The sequence below is a fragment of the Arthrobacter sp. 2MCAF14 genome, from assembly GCF_052115645.1.
Taxonomy (GTDB): domain Bacteria; phylum Actinomycetota; class Actinomycetes; order Actinomycetales; family Micrococcaceae; genus Arthrobacter.
Genome location: NZ_JBFRHB010000025.1, coordinates 61281 through 80191, shown reverse-complemented (window position 1 = coordinate 80191; position 18911 = coordinate 61281). Strand labels below are relative to the sequence as shown.

The following is an 18911-nucleotide window of genomic DNA, read 5'->3' as shown; positions in this document are numbered from 1 at the left end:
ACATCCTCGTGGTCCCCGAACTGCCCAAGACCCGCTCGGGCAAGATCATGCGCCGCCTCCTCAAAGACGTCGCCGAAGGCCGCGAACCCGGCGACGCCACCACCCTCTCCGATCCCACCATCATGGCCCAGATCGCGCAGTCGCTGAAGCCTTCGTTGTAAGACCGCACCACAGATCGGCCCTGCCGGATTCCGCTGAGGGAATCCGACAGGGCCGATTACTGTTCCGGGATCACTGATGCCGATGGTTCCCGGACTACCGCCCGCCGGCGATGGACACCCTGCTTGGGCTTTCGATGGCGCCCATTAGTTTGTCGGTGACATCCTCGATCCCCCCGTGGCCATCAACCTTTCTCAGTATGCCGCGCTCGGCATACTTGGCCACTACGGCTTCGGTCTGCTCGTGGTAAAGGTCCAGCCGGTGGCGGATAACGGCTTCGTTGTCGTCGCTGCGACCCGTCTCCTTCGCGCGGCCCAGCAGGCGGTGGACCAGTTCGTCGTCATCGGCGGTCAGTTGCAGGACGACGTCCAGTTGTTGCCCGCCCCTGGCGAGGACCTGATCCAGGTAATCAACCTGCGCCGTGGTGCGGGGGTAGCCGTCCAGCAGGAAGCCGTCCTCGACGTCGTCCTGGCAGAGGCGGCTGCGCACCATCTCGTTGGTGATCGTGTCGGGGACAAAGTCACCGGCGTCCATGTACCTCTTGGCTTCGATGCCAAGGGGCGTCCCGCCCTTCACGTGGGCGCGGAAGATGTCGCCGGTGGAGATCGCCACGACGCCGAGGCGTTCGGAGAGACGTTCCGCCTGCGTGCCTTTACCGGAACCGGGCGGGCCAATCATCAGCATTCTCGTCATTCAAGTTGCCCTTCGTTGAGTCGTTGTTGAATGCTTGCTGTGCTCGTCGATCAGGCTTTAGAAGAATCCGAGCTTGTTTTCGGAGTGGCTGACCAGGAGGTTTTTGGTCTGCTGGTAGTGGTCCAGCATCATGGCGTGGTTCTCGCGCCCGATGCCGGAGGACTTGTAGCCGCCGAACGCGGCGCCGGCCGGGTAGGCGTGGTAGTTGTTGACCCAGACGCGGCCGGCCTGGATTTCCCGTCCTGCCCGGTAGGCGACGTTTCCGTTGCGGGACCAGACGCCGGCTCCTAGGCCGTAGAGGGTGTCGTTGGCGATACTGATGGCGTCGTTGTAGTCCGTGAAGCGCGCGACGGAGACCACCGGGCCGAAGATTTCCTCCTGGAAGATCCGCATTTTGTTCTGGCCCTCGAAGATGGTGGGCTGCACATAGAACCCGCCCGCAAGGTCGCCGTCAAGCTCCGTCCGTGCACCGCCGCTGAGGATCTTGGCGCCCTCTTCGAGCCCGATGTCGATGTAGGAGAGGATCTTCTCCATCTGGCCTACCGATGCCTGGGCGCCAATCTGGGTATTGGTGTCCAGCGGGTTGCCCTGGATGATTTTCTGCGTCCTGGCCACCGCGTCGGCCATGAAGGAGTCGTAGATGCCGTCCTGGACGAGGGCGCGGGACGGGCTGCTGCAGACTTCGCCTTGGTTGAAGGCATACAGGGTGAAGCCCTCGAGTGACTTGTCGTAGAAGGCGTCGTTGGAGTCGGCAACGTCGTTGAAGAAGATATTGGGGCTCTTGCCGCCAAGCTCCAGCGTGACCGGGATCAGGTTGGCGCTGGCGTACTGGCTGATCAGGCGCCCGGTGGAGGTCTCGCCGGTGAACGCGATCTTCCGGATCCGCGGGCTGGAGGCCAGCGGCTTTCCCACCTCGGAGCCGAAGCCGTTGACGATGTTCAGCAGGCCGGCCGGCAGCAGGTCCGCGATGAGTTCCGCCAGGACCAGGATGGAGGCCGGGGTGTTGGAGGCGGGCTTCAGGACCACCGCGTTGCCGGCGGCAAGGGCGGGGGCCATCTTCCACACGGCCATGAGGATCGGGAAGTTCCACGGGATGATCTGCCCCACCACGCCGAGGGGCTCGTGGAAGTGGTAGGCCGTGGTGTCTTCGTCGAGCTGGGACAGCCGGCCTTCCTGGGCGCGCACGGCGCTGGCGAAGTAGCGGAAGTGGTCCGCCGCGAGCGGGATGTCCGCATTAAGGGTTTCGCGGATGGGCTTGCCGTTGTCCCAGGACTCGGCGACGGCAAGCATTTCGAGGTTGGCATCGATCCTGTCTGCGATCTTGTTCAGCACAGCAGCCCGCTCAGTGGCTGATGTCTTGCCCCACGCCGGTGCAGCCTTGTGCGCGGCGTCCAGGGCGAGCTCGACGTCCGCAGCGGCGCCGCGAGCGACCTCGGTGAATTGCTTCCCGTTCACCGGGGAGACGTTCTCGATGTATCGGCCGGTAGTTGGAGCCACCCATTCTCCGCCGATCCAGTTCTCGTAGCGGTCCTTGAACTGGACCTTGGATCCTTCTTGGCCGGGCTGTACATAAACAGTCATGGTCACTCCTCTGGAAAACGGACGTCTTCGTCCTGGCCCCCATGCTAGAGGTTCAAAGGTTGCGACCAGGCTGCAATGGGCCCTGCCCTACTGAAGCTGGGCGCTACCCCTGTTTCCTAGCCGGACGCGACCGCTCGGCGCGAATGGCGGTTGCGGCTTCCGTCAAGGCTGCGTAGTTGTGCCCGCTGATGAAGGCATCGCAGTAGGGCAGTGCAGCGGCCATGCCGCCCGCCAACGGTTGGTAGTCCGTACCGGCCTTCCTCGGATTGACCCAGACGATCCGGCAGGCGAGGCGCCGCAGCCGCGCCATCTGGGCGTCCACCAGTTCCGGCGCGTCCTGGGCCCAACCGTCGGAGAGCACCACAATGACCGCGCCCCTGGCCAGGCCGCGGCGTCCATAGCCATCGATGAAGCGCCGGAGGCTCTCCGCGAGCCGGGTGCCGCCCGCCCAGTCCGGGGCGGCGGCGGCTCCCAGGGCCAGGGCTTTGTCTGTGTTCCGGTTCGAAAGCTGCCGGGTGAGCCTGGTCAGCCGGGTGGAAAACACGAACGCCTCGGCCTGGGCACCGGCTACTGCGCCCTGTAGCAGGGAAAGGAAGACCTGTGTGTACGGTTCCATGGAGCCGGATACATCGCACAGGAACACCAGGCGGCGTGGACGCTGACGACGGCGGGCATAGACCAAGGAGCTTGCGTCGCCGCCGGCGCGCCGGGCCGCGCGGATGGTGCGCCGGAGGTCGAGCTTTGCACCGCTGTGTGCCCATTGGCGTGTCCGGCGGCTTCGGCGCTCCGGGGTAGCCAGCACGATACGCCGCACCAGCTGGCGCACGTGGGCAGCTTCTTCGGGGGTGAGCTCTGCGAAGGACTTCTCATGCAGATACTCGTCAGGGGAGGCCATGGCCAGGATTGCCTCGAACCCGGGTGCGTTGGATTCGTCGTCGTTCGCTAAGCCGGGGGCGGCGACGGGTGCCCGCGACGCCGGGACGCGACCGTCGGCATGAGCCAGCGGTCGTTCGTTTGGAGCCGCCCGGGTGCGCTCCTCCGCGCCGATCGTAGGTGGACTGCTGGCATCGCCGCGGGTGTCCGCCGGATCGAGCATCCCGTCGAATGCGGCCGAAAAGACGGCGTCGAATACCGGCAGTTGTTCGTGCGAGGAGACGAGCGCCACCCGGCACGTCCAGTACAGCGGCTCACGGGCAGCAGGGGGAACGATCCTGAGGGCCTGGGCCAGCCAGGCCGCGCGGTCCGGGGAGCTCGGCAGCCCGGCACGGCGCAGCGCCGTGCTGAAGCCAACCGCCAACGCCGCAGCATCGACGCCGGCCTGGCCATCCCTGGGCGCATACTCAGTCATGGCCGCCGGCCACCCATGCCGGGCCGCGGGCCCACGCAATGTCCAGATCGTCGCGATTCTTCAGGACCGAACCCCAGGTCTGTTTCACCGCAGCCGGGTCCAGCCGTTCGACGCCAAGCACCGTGAGGGCCGACACCCAGTCGATTGCCTCCGCGATCCCCGGGGGTTTGGCCATGTCCAGGGACCGCAGCCTCGTGATGGCCGCTGCGGCATCCAGGGCGAGCGGCTCGGCGCTCCCGGGCACCCTGCGGCGGACGATCGCGGCGATGCGCTCCGGGCGGGGGTAGTCAATCCAGTGGTAGAGGCAGCGCCGGGTCAATGCGTCGTGCAGGTCCCTCGTCCGATTGGAGGTCAGGACGACGACGGGCGGGTGCGTGGCGCGGATGGTGCCCAGCTCCGGAATCGTCACGGCGGCCTCGGCCAGCAGCTCGAAAGTGAAGGCCTCGAACTCCGCGTCGGCCCGGTCGATCTCGTCCAGCAACAAGACGGCCGGACGCGGGCCGGGATGCTCGATCGCCTTCAGCAGTGGGCGGCGCAGCAAATACTGTTCCCCGAAAAGATCGGCCTCCTCCACACGGACATCCCGGACTTCAGCCAAGCGGATGCCCAGAAGTTGGCGTTGATGGTTCCACTCGTACATAGCCTCGCCCATGTCGATGCCCTCGTAGCACTGCAAGCGGTACAGGGGAGTGTCGAGCACCTTGGCCAGTGCCTTCGCCGCCTCGGTCTTCCCGACGCCGGCCTCGCCCTCCAGCAGGATGGGTTGCGGCAAGCGGATGGACAGGAACAATGCGGTCGCCAGTCCGACGTCGGCAAGGTAGTCCCCGTCGTCGAGCGCGGACATGAGCGCGGAAACGTCCGGGACAAGACGGCGCACCTCGTCTTCCGCACCCGCCCGCACCGGCCCGCTCATCGGTCACGTCCCAGCCGGGGCTCACGACGCAGTGGCATAGCGTTCCGGATTGGCGAGGAAGGCCCTCCTGCATCCAGCGGAACAGAAGTAGTACGTCGTCCCGGCGTAGTCGGCGTGCAGCGTAGACTCCACAGCCGCGACGCTCATGCCGCAGACGGGGTCCACTGCACTCGCGGGCTCGGCGTTCGTCGGCACTGGATCCGCCGTCGCGGTCTCCGGTCTCGTAGCCTCTACAGACCCGCCAAGGTGGCCCACGGACACAAGCTCCGCCAGGATCGACAGCGCGATCTCGGCCGGCGTGCGGCCGCCTAGCAGCAGTCCGGCCGGGCTGTGTACCCGCGCACGCTGGCTGTCGTCGACGTCAAGTGACGCCAGGACGGCGGCGCCGCGCGTGCGGCTGGCGACGAGGGCGACGTATGGCACACCTAGCCGGAGTGCGGCCTCCAACGAGGGTTCCTCGTCTCGGCCCTGGGAAGCGACGATGAGGGCGGCGTCGTCGGCCCGCGGTTCCGCGGAGGTTCCGTCCGTGAGTTCCATGTCGAGGTCGAGGATGGCACCCAAGGCCGCCAAGGCCGCTGCCACGGGGGTCGCGCCGACCACGACCACCCGGGGAGCGGGCACCTGCGGCTCGAGGAAGATCTCCACCGCGCCGCCGCTGAGGCAGGGGTTTGCGACCTCGACGGCGCCCTCTTCGCGGGTGCGGGACGGTTCGCCGGGGACGACACGCAGCAGCAGGGGTTCGTGCTTGGTCAGCGTCTGCAGGCCGTATTCGCGAACGGAGGCCTCGACGCAGGTGCCGCCAAGGAACCCGTCGATTTCCCCGTTGGCCAGCACCAGGGCGGTGTCGCCGGCGTGGGCGCTGGTGGGGTGCTGCGCGCGCACTACCGTGGCACGCACAAAAGGTTCCCGGCGTTCCAGAAGTTCCTGCGCCCTCGCCGCCAGGGCGTCTCCGTGCAGGGGCATGTCACACCGGTGGCCTGGCCCGGCCCTGCATGGCCTCCCATACGCGGGCCGGCGTGCACGGCATATCCATGTGCGTAACTCCGTATGGCGTCAAAGCATCCACGATGGCGTTGACGATGGCCGGCGGGGACCCGACCGTGGCGGATTCCCCGATGCCTTTGGCGCCGATGGGGTGGTGTGGCGACGGTGTGACGGTAAACCCGGTCTCCCAATCCGGGACTTCCATTGCCGTGGGGATGAGGTAGTCCATGAACGAGCCGCTGAGGCAGTTGCCTTCCTCGTCGAACGCGATGATCTCCATGAGCGCCATCCCGACGCCGTCGGTGAGCCCGCCGTGGACCTGGCCCTCGATGATCATCGGGTTGATCCGGGTCCCGCAGTCGTCCACAGCGATGAAGCGCCGGACCTTGACGTGGCCGGTCCCGGCGTCGATGTCCACGACGCAGATATAGGCGCCGAACGGGAACGTCAGGTTGGGAGGGTCATAGGTCACCTCCGCGTCGAGGTTGCCGTCAATGCCTTCCGGCAGGGCCACGGTGCCGTGCGCGCCGAAGGCGATCTCTGCGATCGTCTTGCCGGCGCTTGGATCGCCCTTGACGAACCAGCGGCCCTTCCACCACTCGAGGTCCTCGGGCCGGGTCTCAAGCATCGCGGCGGCAATGAACTTCGCCTTTTCCCGGACCTTGCGCGCCACAAGCGCCACTGCGCCTCCACTGACCGGCGTCGAGCGGCTCCCGTACGTGCCCAGGCCGAAGGGCGTCTGGTCAGTGTCGCCGTGGACGACGTCGATGCTCTCCGGCGGGATGCCGAGCTCCTCGGCCACGATCTGTGCGAACGTGGTTTCGTGGCCCTGCCCCTGGCTTTGCACCGAGATCCTGACGACGGCCTTGCCGGTGGGATGGACGCGGAGTTCAGCGCCGTCGGCCATGCCGAGCCCAACGATGTCGAAGTGCTTGCGGGGCCCGGCGCCGACGGTCTCGGTGAAGAAGGAGACGCCGATGCCCATCAGCTCGCCGCGCTCCCGCTTTTCGAGTTGCTCGCGCCGGAGATCCTCGTACCCGGCCATCTGCATGGACAGCCGCATGGCAGGCTCGTAGTTGCCCGAGTCGTAAACCCAGCCGGTCTTGTTGGCGTAAGGGAATTGCTCCGGTTTGATGAAATTCCTCAGCCGAAGCTCTGCCGGATCCATCTCCAGTTTCCTGGCCAGGATGTCCACCATGCGCTCCACGAGGTAGACCGCTTCGGTCACGCGGAAGGAACAGGCATATGCCACGCCCCCGGGCGCCTTGTTGGTGTAAACACCGGTGACCTTGCAGTAGGCCGCCTGCAGGTCATAGCTCCCGGTGAAAATGGAGAAGAAACCGGCCGGGTTCTTGGTGGGCTGCGCGGTGGCATTGAAAGCGCCGTGGTCTGCCAGCACGTTGGTCCGGACTGCCAGGATCTTGCCTTCCTTTGTGGCCGCGATCTCGCCCTGCATGATGTAGTCGCGGGCGAACGACGTCGACATCAGGTTCTCCGAGCGGTCCTCCACCCATTTCACCGGCTTGCCGGTGACAATCGAGCCGACGACGGCGAGGACGTAGCCGGGATAGATGCCCACCTTGTTGCCGAAGCCTCCGCCGATATCGGGGGAGACGATCCGGATCTTGTGCTCTGGAATGCCGGCGACTATTGCGTACAGGGTCCTGTGGGCATGCGGGGCCTGGGTTGTTTCGTAGAGCGTGAGCCTGCCGTCGATCGGGTCGAAGTCCGCGACGGCGCCGCAAGTTTCCATGGGTGCCGGGTGCACGCGCGGATACACGACCTCCTGGGCGACGACGACGTCGGCAGCGGCGAACACCGCCTCGGTTTCAGCCGCATCGCCGATCTCCCAGTCGAAGATCCGGTTGTCCGTCCGTCCCTCGATGTCGTCGCGGATGACCGGAGCGCCGGGGTCGAGGGCGTGGCGGGCATCAATCACGGGTGGCAACATGTCGTATTCGACGTCGATCAGTTCCAGGGCGTCGCGCGCGGCGTAGCGGTCCTCGGCGACGACGAAAGCGACCTCCTGGCCCTGGAAGCGGACCTTGTCCGTGACAAGGACTGCCTGGACGTCCGCCGACAGGGTGGGCGCCCACGCGAGGTTGAGGGCCTGCAGGTCTTTGCCCGTGATGACGGCGAGTACCTTGGGATGCGCCAACGCTTCGGTGGTGTCTATTGAAACCAGCCGGGCATGCGCAACGGGGGCGCGCAGGATGGCTCCGTGCAGCATGCCGGGCAGCACAATGTCGTCGATGTAAGTGCCCTTGCCGCGGACGAACCGCGGGTCTTCCTTGCGCTGGAGGCGGCCGAACCCAATCGGGCGGGCCGGGTCTCCGGCCGCCGGGTTGGGTGCATGCTCCTGGATGGTGGTCATGCCGTCACCTCTTCTTCGATGGTCCCTCCGGCTCCGCCGTCGTCCGTCCCAGTGTCCGTCTCAGTATCCCAACCGGGCGGGTGGGCGGCGGCCCACTGCACCGAGCGGACGATCGTCGCGTAACCGGTGCACCGGCAAATCTGGCCGGAAATGGCTTGGCGGATCTCGCCGTCGTCGGGATGCGGGTTGCGGTCCAGAAGGGCCCTGGCGGTGAGCATCATGCCGGGAGTGCAGAACCCGCATTGCAGGCCGTGTTCCTCCATGAATCCTTGCTGCACCGGATCGAGCGTGCCGCCGGCGGCCAGCCCCTCGACGGTCCGGATGTCGTGTCCATCGGCCATGGCTGCCAGCACGGTGCACGATTTCACCGGTTGTCCGTCCATCAGGACGACGCAGGTTCCGCAGTTGCTCGTGTCGCATCCCCAGTGCGTGCCGGTCAATCCAAGGTTTTCGCGGATAAAGTGGACCAGCAACACGCGGGGCTCGACCTCGCGGGTCACCTTGTCCCCGTTGACCGTCATGCTGATCTGCATTGCCTTCAGCCTTCCTGTGCACCTGCAGCGCGCGCACAAGCACGGCGCAGGACCCTGCGGGTGAGTTCGTCGGCCAGGTGCCGTTTGTAGTCGACCGGTCCACGCTGGTCGTCCACCGGGTGACAAGCAGCGGCTGCGATGCGGGCGGCCTCGACGAACAGGTCTTCATGCGGCCGGTGTCCCCGAAGCACGGCCTCGGCCTCTGGGACGGTGCCGTCCAGCCCGACCGCTGTCAACCCGATTGCGGCCTCTTCCACGGTGCCGTCTGCGGAGAGCCCGACGGCGGCCCCGGCCGCGACGATTGCCCAGTCACCCACCCGGCGTTCCACCTTTTCATAGGCGCTGCCGGAGCGCGGGCGGATCGTGAAGCGGACTTCGTACAACAGCTCGTTCTGGGCCACGGCCGTTTCGTAGGGGCCGCGGTGGAAGTCCGACATTGCGACGATCCGTTCGCCGTCGGGCCCGCGGATCACGGCCTCGGCGCGCAGGACGTCGCAGACAGTAGAAAGGTCTTCGGCCGGATCCGCTTGGCAGAGCGAGCCGCCGATCGTGCCGCGGTTGCGGACCACAGGGTCCGCGATCACCTGCTCGGCGTCGTGAATGATCGGAAAGAGTCTGGCGACGTCGGCGGACTCGAGGAGCGCTGTGTGGCGGGTTAGCGCGCCCACACGCAACTGCTCACCTTCACGGCGGATGAATTCCAGTTCCGTCAGGTCGTTGATGTCGATCAGCCACTCGGGCCGCGCCAGACGCAGCTTCATCATCGGCAGCAAACTGTGTCCGCCTGCGATGATGCGCGACTCGGGACCGTGGCGTTCGAGGAGGGCCAGCGCGTTTGCGACGTCGCTCGCGCGCTCATACTCAAATGGAGCCGGAATCTGCATTGTCCACCCCTTAGGGCCAGACGTCCTGCACCTCGTAGGACGCGGACCTATGATCAGTCTTGCCCGCGTCATTGTGGGTGTCAACATGGTCAAGGGCGCCAAGATCGCGGCCATTTCGGCTCGCAAAAGAATTTCCCAAACAGTGTCCTTTTCGCGACGTCCCGCCCGTCGTCATGGTGTATCAACCGATAAGAAGGAGTCATCGTGGAGTACATGCTTTTCATTTGCAACGACCCGGCAGCACCGGAATATGTCCCCGCCGAGGACAATATCGTGGAATGGGTGGCCGAGATGGAAGCCCGGGGAGTGAGCCGTCACGGTGACCGACTGCGTCCCGTCGAGGACGCGACCACCGTCACGGTGCGGGCGGGCGAGGTAGTTGTCTCGGACGGACCGTTTGCCGAGACAAAGGAATGGATCGCGGGCTATGACATCATCGCGTGTGCCGATCTCGATGAGGCCATCGAGGTGGCGTCCAAGCATCCCATGGCGAGATTCGGCAAGATCGAGATCAGGCCAGTGTGGCCGCTCGGGCTGTAGCGGTTCGCCGGGCGGCCGGCGTCGATGATCGTGGGAGGGATGACGTGGCACCAGGACTGACGGACGCCCGGACCGCCGTCGAGGCCGCCTCCGCCGAAGAGACCGCCCGCATCACCGCAACCCTCATCCGTGTCACGGGCGACTGGAGCCTGGCAGAAGATTGCGTCCAGGATGCGTTCGCAAAGGCCTTGGTCGACTGGCCGGAGCACGGCATTCCGAGGAATCCCGGAGCGTGGCTGACCACCGTGGCCAGGAACCGGGCGATCGACCGCATGCGGAGTGCGGCCAGCGAAAAGAGGGCCGTCCGTGAACTCGCGATCATCGCTCAACTCGAAAGCCTGGACGAAGCGATCACCAGCGATCCGGCCGCGGAGGACGACCGCTTGCGGCTGATCTTCACTTGTTGCCACCCGGCTCTCCCGCTCGACGGGAGGGTCGCCTTGACGCTGCGTACCGTCGCGGGGCTGACCACCGGCGAGATTGCGCGTGCGTTCCTCGTCTCGGAAGCAACCATGTCAAAGAGGCTCGTCCGCGCGCGGGCCAAGATACGGGACGCAGGAATCCCGTATCGGGTGCCGCCGCCGGAGCTGAGGGCTGAACGCACGTCTGGGGTCCTCGCCGTGCTCTACCTCATGTTCAACGAAGGCTATTCGGCCACCGGCGGCGAATCATTGAGCCGCGAACCCCTTGCCCGGGAAGCGATACGCCTCAACCGCTTGCTCGTCTCGCTGCTCGCAGGGTCCCCGCAAGAGCCGGAGGCCGTGGGCCTCCTGGCGCTCATGCTGTTCCACCATGCACGGCGACGCTCGCGAACAGACGCGGCAGGGGATTTGGTGACGTTGGAGGAACAGAACCGCGAATCGTGGGATCACGCTGAAATCGCCGAGGCCGTCGCGCTCCTCGCCCTTGCCGAACGGCTCGGCATTTCACGCCGTTCCCGGCCGGGGAGCTACCGGGTCCAGGCCGCCATCGCGGCGTGCCATATGACCGCCAGCAACTCAGGCAACACAGACTTCGCCAGGGTGGCCTTGCTATATGACTCCCTTGCGCAGATCGCTCCGTCTCCGGTCGTCGAGCTCAACCGGGCTGTCGCCGTCGCAATGTCCCAGGGGCCGGAGGCCGGCCTTGCCCTCATCGAGCAACTTGACCGAACCCGCTCGCTGGCGGGGTACTACCTCCTGCCAGCCGCGAAAGCGGACCTCCTGCGCCGCCTGGGCAGAAGCTCGGAGGCCCGGGATGAATACCAGAGGGCCCGGGAGCTCGCACCATCCGAGGCCGAGCGCCGTTACCTTGGCAAACGCCTTGCGGAGACTAGTTCTGCGTCCTCGTCCTTATCTGAAGCCAAGCGGAACAGCCGCACGACACCCGCCGTCAAGGAGCAAAAATGAAACACCTCTTGCTGATTCAAAACAACTTCGACACCTGGAACGCCCTGCCCGCGGACGAGATCGAGGCGATCATGCAAGCCCATGCCTCGGTGCAGCAGGAACTGAGGGCCTCCGGAGAGTTCGTGGAGGCACATGAGCTGGGTGAGGAAGCGAAGTTCGTAAGAAGCAACGGCGACGGGCCTACGGTGACGGACGGTCCGTTCATCGAGACGAAGGAAATCGTGGCCGGCTTCTACGTGGTCGATTGCGTTGATATGGCCCGCGCTGTGGAAATCGCCGGCAAATTCGGAGAGGCCAGGCTGTGGCCGATCGAGGTACGCCCCATGGATCCGTGACGGATGTTGAAAGCGTTGACACTGTTCTGGGCCGCGAGGAGACTTTCTTTTGGGGATGCCTCGTCGAAAGGAGCCCCAGATGTCGTGGCACGTCGAGGGTACGTATTTTGAGAATTGCAATTGCGACATGGTCTGCCCGTGTTCCACTTCCGGGCTGACCGCACCGGCGGATAACGATCGCTGCAACGTGGCCTTGGCTTTTCATGTCGACACTGGTGAGGTGAACGGCGTCGACGTCGGGGGCCTGACGGTCTGCGTCGTCGCCGATACGCCTGCCCTCATGAGCGACGGCGGTTGGAAGATCGGTGTCCTGATGGATGCCGGCGCCTCGCCCGAGCAGGCGGAAGCGCTCGGTGGCGTCTTCGGTGGCCAGCTCGGCGGACCGATGGAGGGCTTGACGCCCTTGATCGGTGAAATGGCGGGAATGGAGTCCCTGGAAATGGCGTACACCGAGGACGGGCGCATGCACCAGGTCCGGATCGGCACCGCCGTCGACATGGCTGTCGAGGACTTCGTCTCCCCGCTGGATGCCACCGGACTGGGAGTGAAGATCAGCGGGATAGGATTCCCGGCGGACACCCTGGCGGCCGGCACAGCCAGCACGGCCCGCGTTGACGCGTTCGGGATGACGTGGGATAACGCCGGAAAGAACTCCTTCTCGGCTCCCTTTGCCTGGTCGGCCTAAGTACCGCTTCTTGGCCTTCACATGACCGCGGTCTGCGTCAACTGTGACGCTCGCTCAGATATATGGCCAAAAGGAAGGACGCTCGCTCACATCATGTGAGCGGGCGTCCGCCGGAAACACCCCAAAGGTGAGCGAGCGTCTGGAGAGGAGCGACCGCCGCCGACCACGCCCTCGAAGTGCTTGCCGACAGCTGGTACCACTTGCTCTGCGACGAAGGATAATCAAGCTCAACGCAGCTGGTCCCGGCCCTGCTGCCGACCGCGCGCCACAGGAGTAGCGTTTGCCTTGGCTGAGGATAGGGGTCCACATGAGCTATAAATATCGAACCGTCAGGGTTCGCGGCACCGAGTTGGTAGGAACCATCGCCCGAAAACACGGCAGCGCACCGGAGATCTATGAAACCTCGAAGGACGCGAACACATCGGTAGTTCCCGTGTTTTTCCAGGCGACCGGCGAGATCCGATTCTTCGACAGGTCAGTCCTGGAAGACGTCGTGACGCCAGCCAGCTAGCAGCAATTGAGCGTCTCGGAACTGACCAGAGACGTTTGATTCTAGAGGTCCTGCGACTTGTGGTCGTTGGGGGTAGCTTTTGTGGCCCACACTTGGCAAGTGCGTACTTTTGGTGTTGAAGAAGAATTCCTGATCGTAGATCCTGACAACGGCAGTCCCGTACCCCTCGCCGGCGATATCTTGCGCCTTCATAGCGCCGGTCCCCAGGGGGTGGCTCCTCCTTTCGGCCCGACGTTGGCGATCGAGCTTCAGCAGGAGCAAATCGAAGTCATCACCTCCCCGCACAGCAGCCTGAGTGCACTCGGCGCTGAAATACGTGCCGGACGCTCTTACGCCGATTCGCTCGCTCGGAAGGCGGGCGCAAGAATTGCTGCGCTCGCGACATCGCCGCTGGCGGTCATTCCGCATGCAACAAACACCGAGCGCTACGACGCCCTCCTGGAAAAGTTCGCTATGACTGCCAGAGAGCAGCTGACCTGCGGATATCACGTCCATGTTTCCGTTGACTCGGATGAGGAAGGCGTCGCAGTGCTGGACCGGATCAGGTCCTGGCTTCCGGTGCTGACTGCACTGAGCTCGAATTCACCGTTCTGGAACGGGGCCGACAGCGGTTACGCCAGTTTCCGGACCCAAGCTTGGAACCGATGGTCCAGCGCCGGTCCCACCGATGTCTTCGGATCTGCCGCGGCCTATCACTCCTTGGTGGCGGACCTGTCGGGAACCGGTGTGATCATGAGCCCGGATTTCGACGCTCGCCTGTCTGCCCGGCACCCTACGGTCGAGATCCGTGTCTCGGATGTTTGCCTCGATGCCCGGGATACGGTGCTGATCGCGGCCTTGGTGCGCGCCTTGGTGGATACAGCCGCCAAGGAATGGAAATCCGGACAGCGTCCGGACATGGTTTCTGCCGCCGTCCTGCGCCAAGCCACGTGGCGGGCCAGCCGGTTCGGCCTGCACGGGGAGCTGCTCGACTCGAAAACGCACAAGCCCGACACCGCAAAGCATGTCCTCGCCGCACTCCACTCCCACGTCCGTGATGCCCTCGAAGAGACCGGGGACGCACTCTACGCCAAGGAGGGATTGCAACGGATCCTCAGCCAAGGCACGGGAGCCGCGCGGCAACGGCAAGCCCACCAACGCACCGGCAGTCTCGCCGGCGTCGTCGCATATGCAACGGGCGTCACCCACCTCGAACCCGTGGATCACCAACACACCGCCGAACCATACCTTTCGACGGACGCAGGGACTGCCGTGCTCGTGGCGAGCTAACGGTCGAGCGAAATTGCGGCTCCATCGGAGTGCGCCGTTAGGGTGAGGCATGAGCGATAAGGGAAAGACCTGGCACGAAAACCACAAGGAATCATTGACCAAGGGTCAACGCGCCGCGGATGTCATGCGGAACGGGATGGGCAGTTGGCCGTTCGTCGGCGGCTTTGTCGGGTTCATGATCCTTTGGGCAGCCATCAACAGCTGGGCGTTGGCGAACAACGCCTGGGATCCGTATCCGTACATCTTGTTGAATCTCTTCCTCTCGATGCTGGCTGGGCTGCAAGGAGCCATCCTTCTCATCGCCGCCAAGCGTCAGGATGCGATTGCGGCGGTGATGTCCCGGCACGATCATGACACCAACGTGAAATCCAAAGAGGAGATCGACCTGCTCATGTCCATCAACAGCCAGCAACTGGAGATTCTTCGGGAACTTCAGGTACTTGCAGCCGCAGGAAACATCAAGATCGACGCAGCTGCGGGGAGGGGCTCCGAGCGTTCTTAGCGCGTCACGTCTGAAGGCACGACGGCGTGGCGTTCACTGCCGGAACCACCACCAGGAAGGAATCCAATGACTGAAAGCAACAATTCGCCGACCAAACCCACGATGTCAGCGATGTGGTCCGACGGCCTTGGCCGGGCAGGGATCCGTTCAGGGCAGATGCTCCTGGTCATCACCCTGGTGTCGGTGATTCTGTGGGCGATGACCAGCGTGCCGCTCGTCATGATCCCGATCACAATCGCGCTCATTCTTGCCTCGGCAATTTCGCCTCTTGTGCGTTGGCTGACTGCACACCGGTGGCCCCGGGCCCTCGCCGTCGCGGCGTCGTTCGTGGGGATCCTTGCAGTCTTCGGCGGAGTCATCACCGGAATCGTCTTTCTTATCAGGGCGCAATCCAAGGAGCTTGCCGTGAAATTCACTGCCGGCATCGAGCAATTGCACCAATTCCTGAACAACGGCCCTTTCAAAGTCAGCGACGAGCAGCTCCGCTCCGTGGCCGATTCCATCCAGCGCTTCTTCACGAGCAGTAGCTTTGGTGCCGAGGCGCTGACCGGCGCACGGACGGTCGCTGAAATCCTGGCCGGCTTGGTTCTTATGGTGGTGATCTTGTTCTTCTTCCTCAAGGACGGCGAGAAGATCAGGAACTTCATCCTCGGATTTCTTCCGGCGGCTCACCGCGGAAAGGCCCATCTGGCCGCGGAACGAAGCGCCATCGTTCTGGGAGGCTACGTCCGCGGCACGGCTCTGATCGCAGCAGTGAACGGCGTGATCATAGGGACAATGCTGGCCATCCTCGGTGTCCCGCTTGCCCTGCCCCTCGGCGTTTTTGTGTTTATCGGCGGGTTCATTCCCATCGTTGGCTCCACCGCTGCGGGTACCCTCGCTGTGGGTGTCGCTTTGATCTCGAACGGTCCGGTGACGTCCCTCATCGTCCTCGCCGTCCTCATCGCGGCCAACCAGCTTGAGCACCATTTCCTCCAACCCGTTTTGATGGGCAAGGTCCTGAGTATCCATGGACTCGCCATTTTGCTCGCCTTGGCCATCGGGACGATGCTCGCAGGCATTGTCGGGGCCTTGTTAGCCGTACCGACCGCCGCCGTGGCGTGGACTGCCATCAAGACGTGGACCGGGCGCGGAGGCACGGCGCCAGCCGGCATAGGCCCCGCCGACGGAACCGCGGCCTGAATGGTCTCACAAGAAAACCTCGACCCTACGCTTGCGCTAGGAGCTCGTCGCGCAATTGCTCCAGGTGGGACGGCTGTTCCGCCAACGCCCGTGCGGTCGGCGGGGGAGTAGGTGCCTGAACCCCCGCGAGGGGGTCGTCGGTCCGGGGGACGGTGAGGCTCAAGGCCCCGCCGACGTCGGGCGCCGCCGCATCGCGGCGGGTGAGGGCCGGCAGATTCCAACGATGTTCGATCGTCGCAAGGATGCTGGTGTGATCGAGCGGGACAGAACCGGGGGTTCGAAACACGGTGCCGGCAGGGATGAGCGGACTGATCAGTACCGTCGGTACCCGCAGCCCGAAACGGGTGAAATCGAAACCGAATTCCCCCGGGGCGTCGTCTGGCGGCGTCGCGCCCCATGGCGGGGCGACGTGGTCGTAGCAGCCACCGTGTTCGTCATACGTGATGATGAGCAGGGTTGAGTCCCAGGCTGGCCCACCGCGGACGGCGCGATAGACGTCGAGCAGGAACTGCTCACCGAGAGCGACGTTGTAGTTGGGGTGTTCGCTGTTGCCCGTCGAGGACCAGGACGGCTCAAGGAAAGCGTATGCGGGGAGCTTCCCGGCTGCCGCGTCGGCTTGGAAGTCCGTGAACAGGCCAATGTTCGACGCCGGAGCGTGCCGGGTGTCGTCGAAGTCGAGTTTCGTCAGCGGCTGCTTGGTTTCGCCGTAGATCTTCCAGGGGATGCCATGGTTGCCCAGGTGGCCGAAGATGCTCGGCACGGCGAACCGCTTGGCCTTGTCATCCAAGTTGCCCTGGCTGGTGCCTGCGCAGGCGAAGGCCCGATTGGGCATCGTCATGGTGGGAGCTGACGCGAACCAGGCGTCGCACACGGCGAATCCCTTCGCCATCGCCGACAACACCGGCAGTGTCTGAGGGGTGAAGCAGCCCATGATCATGTGCTCGGTTGTTCCCGGCACCACATGCCAGCCCTTGGCTAGGTTGTCCTTGATGGCGCCGGCATAGTTGCTCACAAAACTGGTCATGGAGGGAACTGTCCCCGCTTTCGGCGCGCCGGCGCTGCCATAGAGCTGCTCGTTCGTTGCCTGGTACCCCTCTCCGGGGTCGGCGCCCGGCATGAAGTAGAGGTCGGGGGTCGAAGGAGTCAGCTGGTAGGCGCCCACCGGCCTGCCATCGGAACCGGGACAGGACTCCGTGCCGGTCAAGCCCTCGAACGGGTGCCCTGCGGGGGAAACATTGGCCGAATCCGCATAGAGGTATCCAAGCATGTGATCGAACGATCGGTTTTCAAGCATCAAGACGACGATGTGTTGGACGGCGTTGAGACCTGTTACCGCCACGGTGACCATCCCCTTCGAAGAGTTCCTGTCAGTGCTGAACAGTCTCCCACGCCGCTGTCTTGGTGGATATGCCTCGGGCTCGGTCCTGCTCAGCCGGGAATGGTAGCCAGGACGGGTTCACCATTGAAGTGTTCGAGTTGCCAGCCGTCAATGGCGTGGTGGTGGGCGAGGTTGAGCACGGCGTTGTCGATGCTCTCCAGAGTGCGGCCGATGGCGCGGCCGAGGCTCACTCGGAGGAGCGTTCCGTGGGCGACAACGAGGACCCGGCGGCCTCGGAACTCTTCGGCCAGCGCCTCCAGCGCGGCAAGACCGCGGGAGGCTGCCTCCTCCTCGGTTTCCGCCCCTTGGAAGCCACCGGGAATGCGAAGTGCGTCCAGTTCAGGTCCTGCAGGCAGGCCCTCGGCAGGTCCAAAGCGGCGCTCGGTGAGCTCCGGCACGTGCCGGTCCACGCTGAGCCCCAGCCCTGCGGCGATCAGCTCGGCGGTCTCCGCGGCCCGGCTCAGCGGTGACGAAACAACGACGTCCCACTCGTAACCGGACAGCACGGCGACGGCGTCGCGCGCTTGGCCACGGCCGACGTCGTTCAGAGGAATATCGGTCGATCCCTGCAGCCGGCGCTGGGCATTCCAGTCTGTTTGGCCGTGGCGGACGAGGGCGAACGTAGTAAGGGGCATGCCCTCCATTCTGCCTTGACCAATGCGGCTTCGATCAATCCCGGAATCCGTGATTCCACCGAAAATTGTTCAGTTAACCAGAGGCAGTCCGTACTCAAACTCGTCCAGCACGCCACTGTGCCCGAGTATTTCCGGGGGAGTAGCACCGGCCGAGGGGGAAGGGTTGTCCATCGGCGCTCCTGTGAGTCGTTGTGTATCTTGTGAGTTTGGCCCGATGCCAGCGAACCCCGGCGTGTGAGTACCTGTGAGTTTTGTGAGTTTGATGGGCTCGCGGTGCGAAGGATGTTCCCAATGTCGGGCTGCATGGAAGGTTCGCCGGTGATCTCATCAGCGATCGCATTTCTCATGAAGCTGTGGAGAAGACCGAGTGCGTGAAGCGCCCTTTCACCGGGATGTACAGGATCGACGGCACAAATATCTCAGCCTGGACCCCGGATCGATAACTCCGATTCAATACGGATTTCGTCGCCGTCGTATGTAACATCAAGATTCAATGGCTCATCCGTTCGGGATGCCGTAGGATCCGTCCGGTTTTATTGTTGAAGCGGACATAGCCATTGTCATTGAACGGAAGTTCTCGCAGCCACTTCCACTCCCGCTGTTTTAACGCCGATAATCTACATTATGTAAAGTAGAAGTGATTCGATTGCAGAATTTGCAGATTTCCGGGCACTTCGACCCCCCGCTTCTCCCAAGCGCGCAGTCGCAACCAACGTGTGAACGAAACCCGGTGATAAAGCCTGCGCCCACGTATACGCTCCGATCAGCTTGCATCTTCAGGGGGGTTCGATGAAGCATTCGCGATTGTGGCAAAACACTTTTTGCCTGATATTTCTCGGCCTGCTAGTGACTTCTTGTGCATCAGGCCCGGTAGGCAAAACAAGGTCGGACGTCACAACGCTTTCCCCGACCGTTTCCACGCCTCCCGTGGCGACGTGTACGTCATTCCTGCCGTCCGCCCCATGTTCGCAATACGTCAGCATTTCGGGGACATCCAACGGCGCTACCCTGCCGTGG

18 protein-coding genes are annotated in these 18911 nt (G+C 64.3%); 8 read left to right on the top strand and 10 right to left on the bottom strand.

Features of this window, described 5'->3' with window-relative positions:
* Positions 1-255 precede the first annotated feature (255 nt).
* The 8 genes from AB4074_RS16695 to AB4074_RS16660 form a co-directional block, all read right to left on the bottom strand.
* On the bottom strand, positions 256-843 hold the full coding sequence (locus AB4074_RS16695; RefSeq protein WP_441414386.1) for an adenylate kinase: 588 nt from the start codon (positions 841-843) through the stop codon (positions 256-258).
* A 66-nt stretch (positions 844-909) separates the two neighbouring features.
* Positions 910-2433: an acetaldehyde dehydrogenase ExaC gene (exaC, locus tag AB4074_RS16690; RefSeq protein ID WP_441414385.1), complete on the bottom strand. Its 1524-nt coding sequence runs from the start codon at positions 2431-2433 to the stop codon at positions 910-912.
* 103 nt (positions 2434-2536) lie between these two features.
* On the bottom strand, positions 2537-3781 hold the full coding sequence (locus AB4074_RS16685; RefSeq protein WP_441414384.1) for a vWA domain-containing protein: 1245 nt from the start codon (positions 3779-3781) through the stop codon (positions 2537-2539).
* Positions 3774-4694: an AAA family ATPase gene (locus AB4074_RS16680; RefSeq protein ID WP_441414383.1), complete on the bottom strand. Its 921-nt coding sequence runs from the start codon at positions 4692-4694 to the stop codon at positions 3774-3776. The genes AB4074_RS16685 and AB4074_RS16680 overlap by 8 nt, the downstream gene beginning before the upstream one ends.
* A 21-nt stretch (positions 4695-4715) precedes the next feature.
* On the bottom strand, positions 4716-5657 hold the full coding sequence (locus AB4074_RS16675; protein ID WP_441414382.1) for an XdhC family protein: 942 nt from the start codon (positions 5655-5657) through the stop codon (positions 4716-4718).
* 1 nt (position 5658) lies between these two features.
* Positions 5659-8052 (bottom strand): aerobic carbon-monoxide dehydrogenase large subunit, encoded by a 2394-nt coding sequence (locus tag AB4074_RS16670; RefSeq protein WP_441414381.1) that lies wholly within the window; start codon positions 8050-8052, stop codon positions 5659-5661.
* Entirely contained in the window at positions 8049-8585 is a 537-nt protein-coding gene (locus AB4074_RS16665) for a (2Fe-2S)-binding protein (RefSeq protein WP_441414380.1), read from the bottom strand. Before AB4074_RS16665 ends, AB4074_RS16670 begins: the two co-directional genes overlap by 4 nt.
* A 5-nt stretch (positions 8586-8590) precedes the next feature.
* Positions 8591-9469, bottom strand: coding sequence for an FAD binding domain-containing protein (locus AB4074_RS16660; RefSeq protein WP_441414379.1), 879 nt, complete (start codon positions 9467-9469; stop codon positions 8591-8593).
* Positions 9470-9682: 213 nt separating this feature from the next.
* Between AB4074_RS16660 and AB4074_RS16655 the strand changes: the two genes are divergently transcribed.
* The 8 genes from AB4074_RS16655 (at position 9683) to AB4074_RS16620 (ending at position 15881) form a co-directional block, all read left to right on the top strand.
* Positions 9683-10009: a YciI family protein gene (locus tag AB4074_RS16655; RefSeq protein WP_439181410.1), complete on the top strand. Its 327-nt coding sequence runs from the start codon at positions 9683-9685 to the stop codon at positions 10007-10009.
* Positions 10010-10053: 44 nt separating this feature from the next.
* Positions 10054-11397 carry an RNA polymerase sigma factor gene (locus AB4074_RS16650; RefSeq protein WP_441414378.1) on the top strand — a complete coding sequence of 448 codons (1344 nt, stop codon included), beginning with the start codon at positions 10054-10056 and terminating at the stop codon, positions 11395-11397.
* A complete protein-coding gene (locus AB4074_RS16645; protein WP_441414377.1) occupies positions 11394-11732 on the top strand; it encodes a YciI family protein in 339 nt (112 codons plus the stop codon). Before AB4074_RS16650 ends, AB4074_RS16645 begins: the two co-directional genes overlap by 4 nt.
* A 79-nt stretch (positions 11733-11811) precedes the next feature.
* On the top strand, positions 11812-12417 hold the full coding sequence (locus tag AB4074_RS16640) for a DUF1326 domain-containing protein (protein WP_441414376.1): 606 nt from the start codon (positions 11812-11814) through the stop codon (positions 12415-12417).
* A gap of 307 nt (positions 12418-12724) precedes the next feature.
* Positions 12725-12928, top strand: a complete 204-nt coding sequence (locus AB4074_RS16635) for a hypothetical protein (RefSeq protein ID WP_059389943.1) — start codon at positions 12725-12727, stop codon at positions 12926-12928.
* A gap of 99 nt (positions 12929-13027) precedes the next feature.
* Positions 13028-14197 carry a carboxylate-amine ligase gene (locus tag AB4074_RS16630; RefSeq protein WP_441414375.1) on the top strand — a complete coding sequence of 390 codons (1170 nt, stop codon included), beginning with the start codon at positions 13028-13030 and terminating at the stop codon, positions 14195-14197.
* A 49-nt stretch (positions 14198-14246) separates the two neighbouring features.
* Positions 14247-14699: a DUF1003 domain-containing protein gene (locus AB4074_RS16625; protein ID WP_441414374.1), complete on the top strand. Its 453-nt coding sequence runs from the start codon at positions 14247-14249 to the stop codon at positions 14697-14699.
* Between the two features lie 66 nt (positions 14700-14765).
* The gene (locus AB4074_RS16620; RefSeq protein WP_441414373.1) at positions 14766-15881 is read left to right on the top strand and encodes an AI-2E family transporter; all 1116 of its coding nucleotides are present in this window, start codon (positions 14766-14768) and stop codon (positions 15879-15881) included.
* Positions 15882-15906: 25 nt separating this feature from the next.
* Here the strand turns inward: AB4074_RS16620 and AB4074_RS16615 are convergent, their stop codons facing one another.
* Both AB4074_RS16615 and AB4074_RS16610 read right to left on the bottom strand, forming a co-directional pair.
* Positions 15907-17220: an alkaline phosphatase family protein gene (locus AB4074_RS16615; protein ID WP_441414372.1), complete on the bottom strand. Its 1314-nt coding sequence runs from the start codon at positions 17218-17220 to the stop codon at positions 15907-15909.
* An 89-nt stretch (positions 17221-17309) separates the two neighbouring features.
* The gene (locus AB4074_RS16610) at positions 17310-17894 is read right to left on the bottom strand and encodes a histidine phosphatase family protein (RefSeq protein ID WP_441414371.1); all 585 of its coding nucleotides are present in this window, start codon (positions 17892-17894) and stop codon (positions 17310-17312) included.
* Positions 17895-18911 lie beyond the last annotated feature (1017 nt).

What these genes read in the sequence shown, in the direction of transcription:
- AB4074_RS16685 (WP_441414384.1), bottom strand. Translation starts at nt 3,781, where the DNA reads ATGACTGAGTATGCGCCCAGGGATGGCCAGGCCGGCGTCGATGCTGCG.
- AB4074_RS16635 (WP_059389943.1), top strand. Translation starts at nt 12,725, where the DNA reads ATGAGCTATAAATATCGAACCGTCAGGGTTCGCGGCACCGAGTTGGTA.
- AB4074_RS16645 (WP_441414377.1), top strand. Translation starts at nt 11,394, where the DNA reads ATGAAACACCTCTTGCTGATTCAAAACAACTTCGACACCTGGAACGCC.
- AB4074_RS16680 (WP_441414383.1), bottom strand. Translation starts at nt 4,694, where the DNA reads ATGAGCGGGCCGGTGCGGGCGGGTGCGGAAGACGAGGTGCGCCGTCTT.
- exaC (WP_441414385.1), bottom strand. Translation starts at nt 2,433, where the DNA reads ATGACTGTTTATGTACAGCCCGGCCAAGAAGGATCCAAGGTCCAGTTC.
- AB4074_RS16620 (WP_441414373.1), top strand. Translation starts at nt 14,766, where the DNA reads ATGACTGAAAGCAACAATTCGCCGACCAAACCCACGATGTCAGCGATG.
- AB4074_RS16670 (WP_441414381.1), bottom strand. Translation starts at nt 8,052, where the DNA reads ATGACCACCATCCAGGAGCATGCACCCAACCCGGCGGCCGGAGACCCG.
- AB4074_RS16660 (WP_441414379.1), bottom strand. Translation starts at nt 9,469, where the DNA reads ATGCAGATTCCGGCTCCATTTGAGTATGAGCGCGCGAGCGACGTCGCA.
- AB4074_RS16665 (WP_441414380.1), bottom strand. Translation starts at nt 8,585, where the DNA reads ATGCAGATCAGCATGACGGTCAACGGGGACAAGGTGACCCGCGAGGTC.
- AB4074_RS16610 (WP_441414371.1), bottom strand. Translation starts at nt 17,894, where the DNA reads ATGCCCCTTACTACGTTCGCCCTCGTCCGCCACGGCCAAACAGACTGG.
- AB4074_RS16675 (WP_441414382.1), bottom strand. Translation starts at nt 5,657, where the DNA reads ATGCCCCTGCACGGAGACGCCCTGGCGGCGAGGGCGCAGGAACTTCTG.
- AB4074_RS16695 (WP_441414386.1), bottom strand. Translation starts at nt 843, where the DNA reads ATGCTGATGATTGGCCCGCCCGGTTCCGGTAAAGGCACGCAGGCGGAA.
- AB4074_RS16640 (WP_441414376.1), top strand. Translation starts at nt 11,812, where the DNA reads ATGTCGTGGCACGTCGAGGGTACGTATTTTGAGAATTGCAATTGCGAC.
- AB4074_RS16655 (WP_439181410.1), top strand. Translation starts at nt 9,683, where the DNA reads ATGCTTTTCATTTGCAACGACCCGGCAGCACCGGAATATGTCCCCGCC.
- AB4074_RS16625 (WP_441414374.1), top strand. Translation starts at nt 14,247, where the DNA reads ATGAGCGATAAGGGAAAGACCTGGCACGAAAACCACAAGGAATCATTG.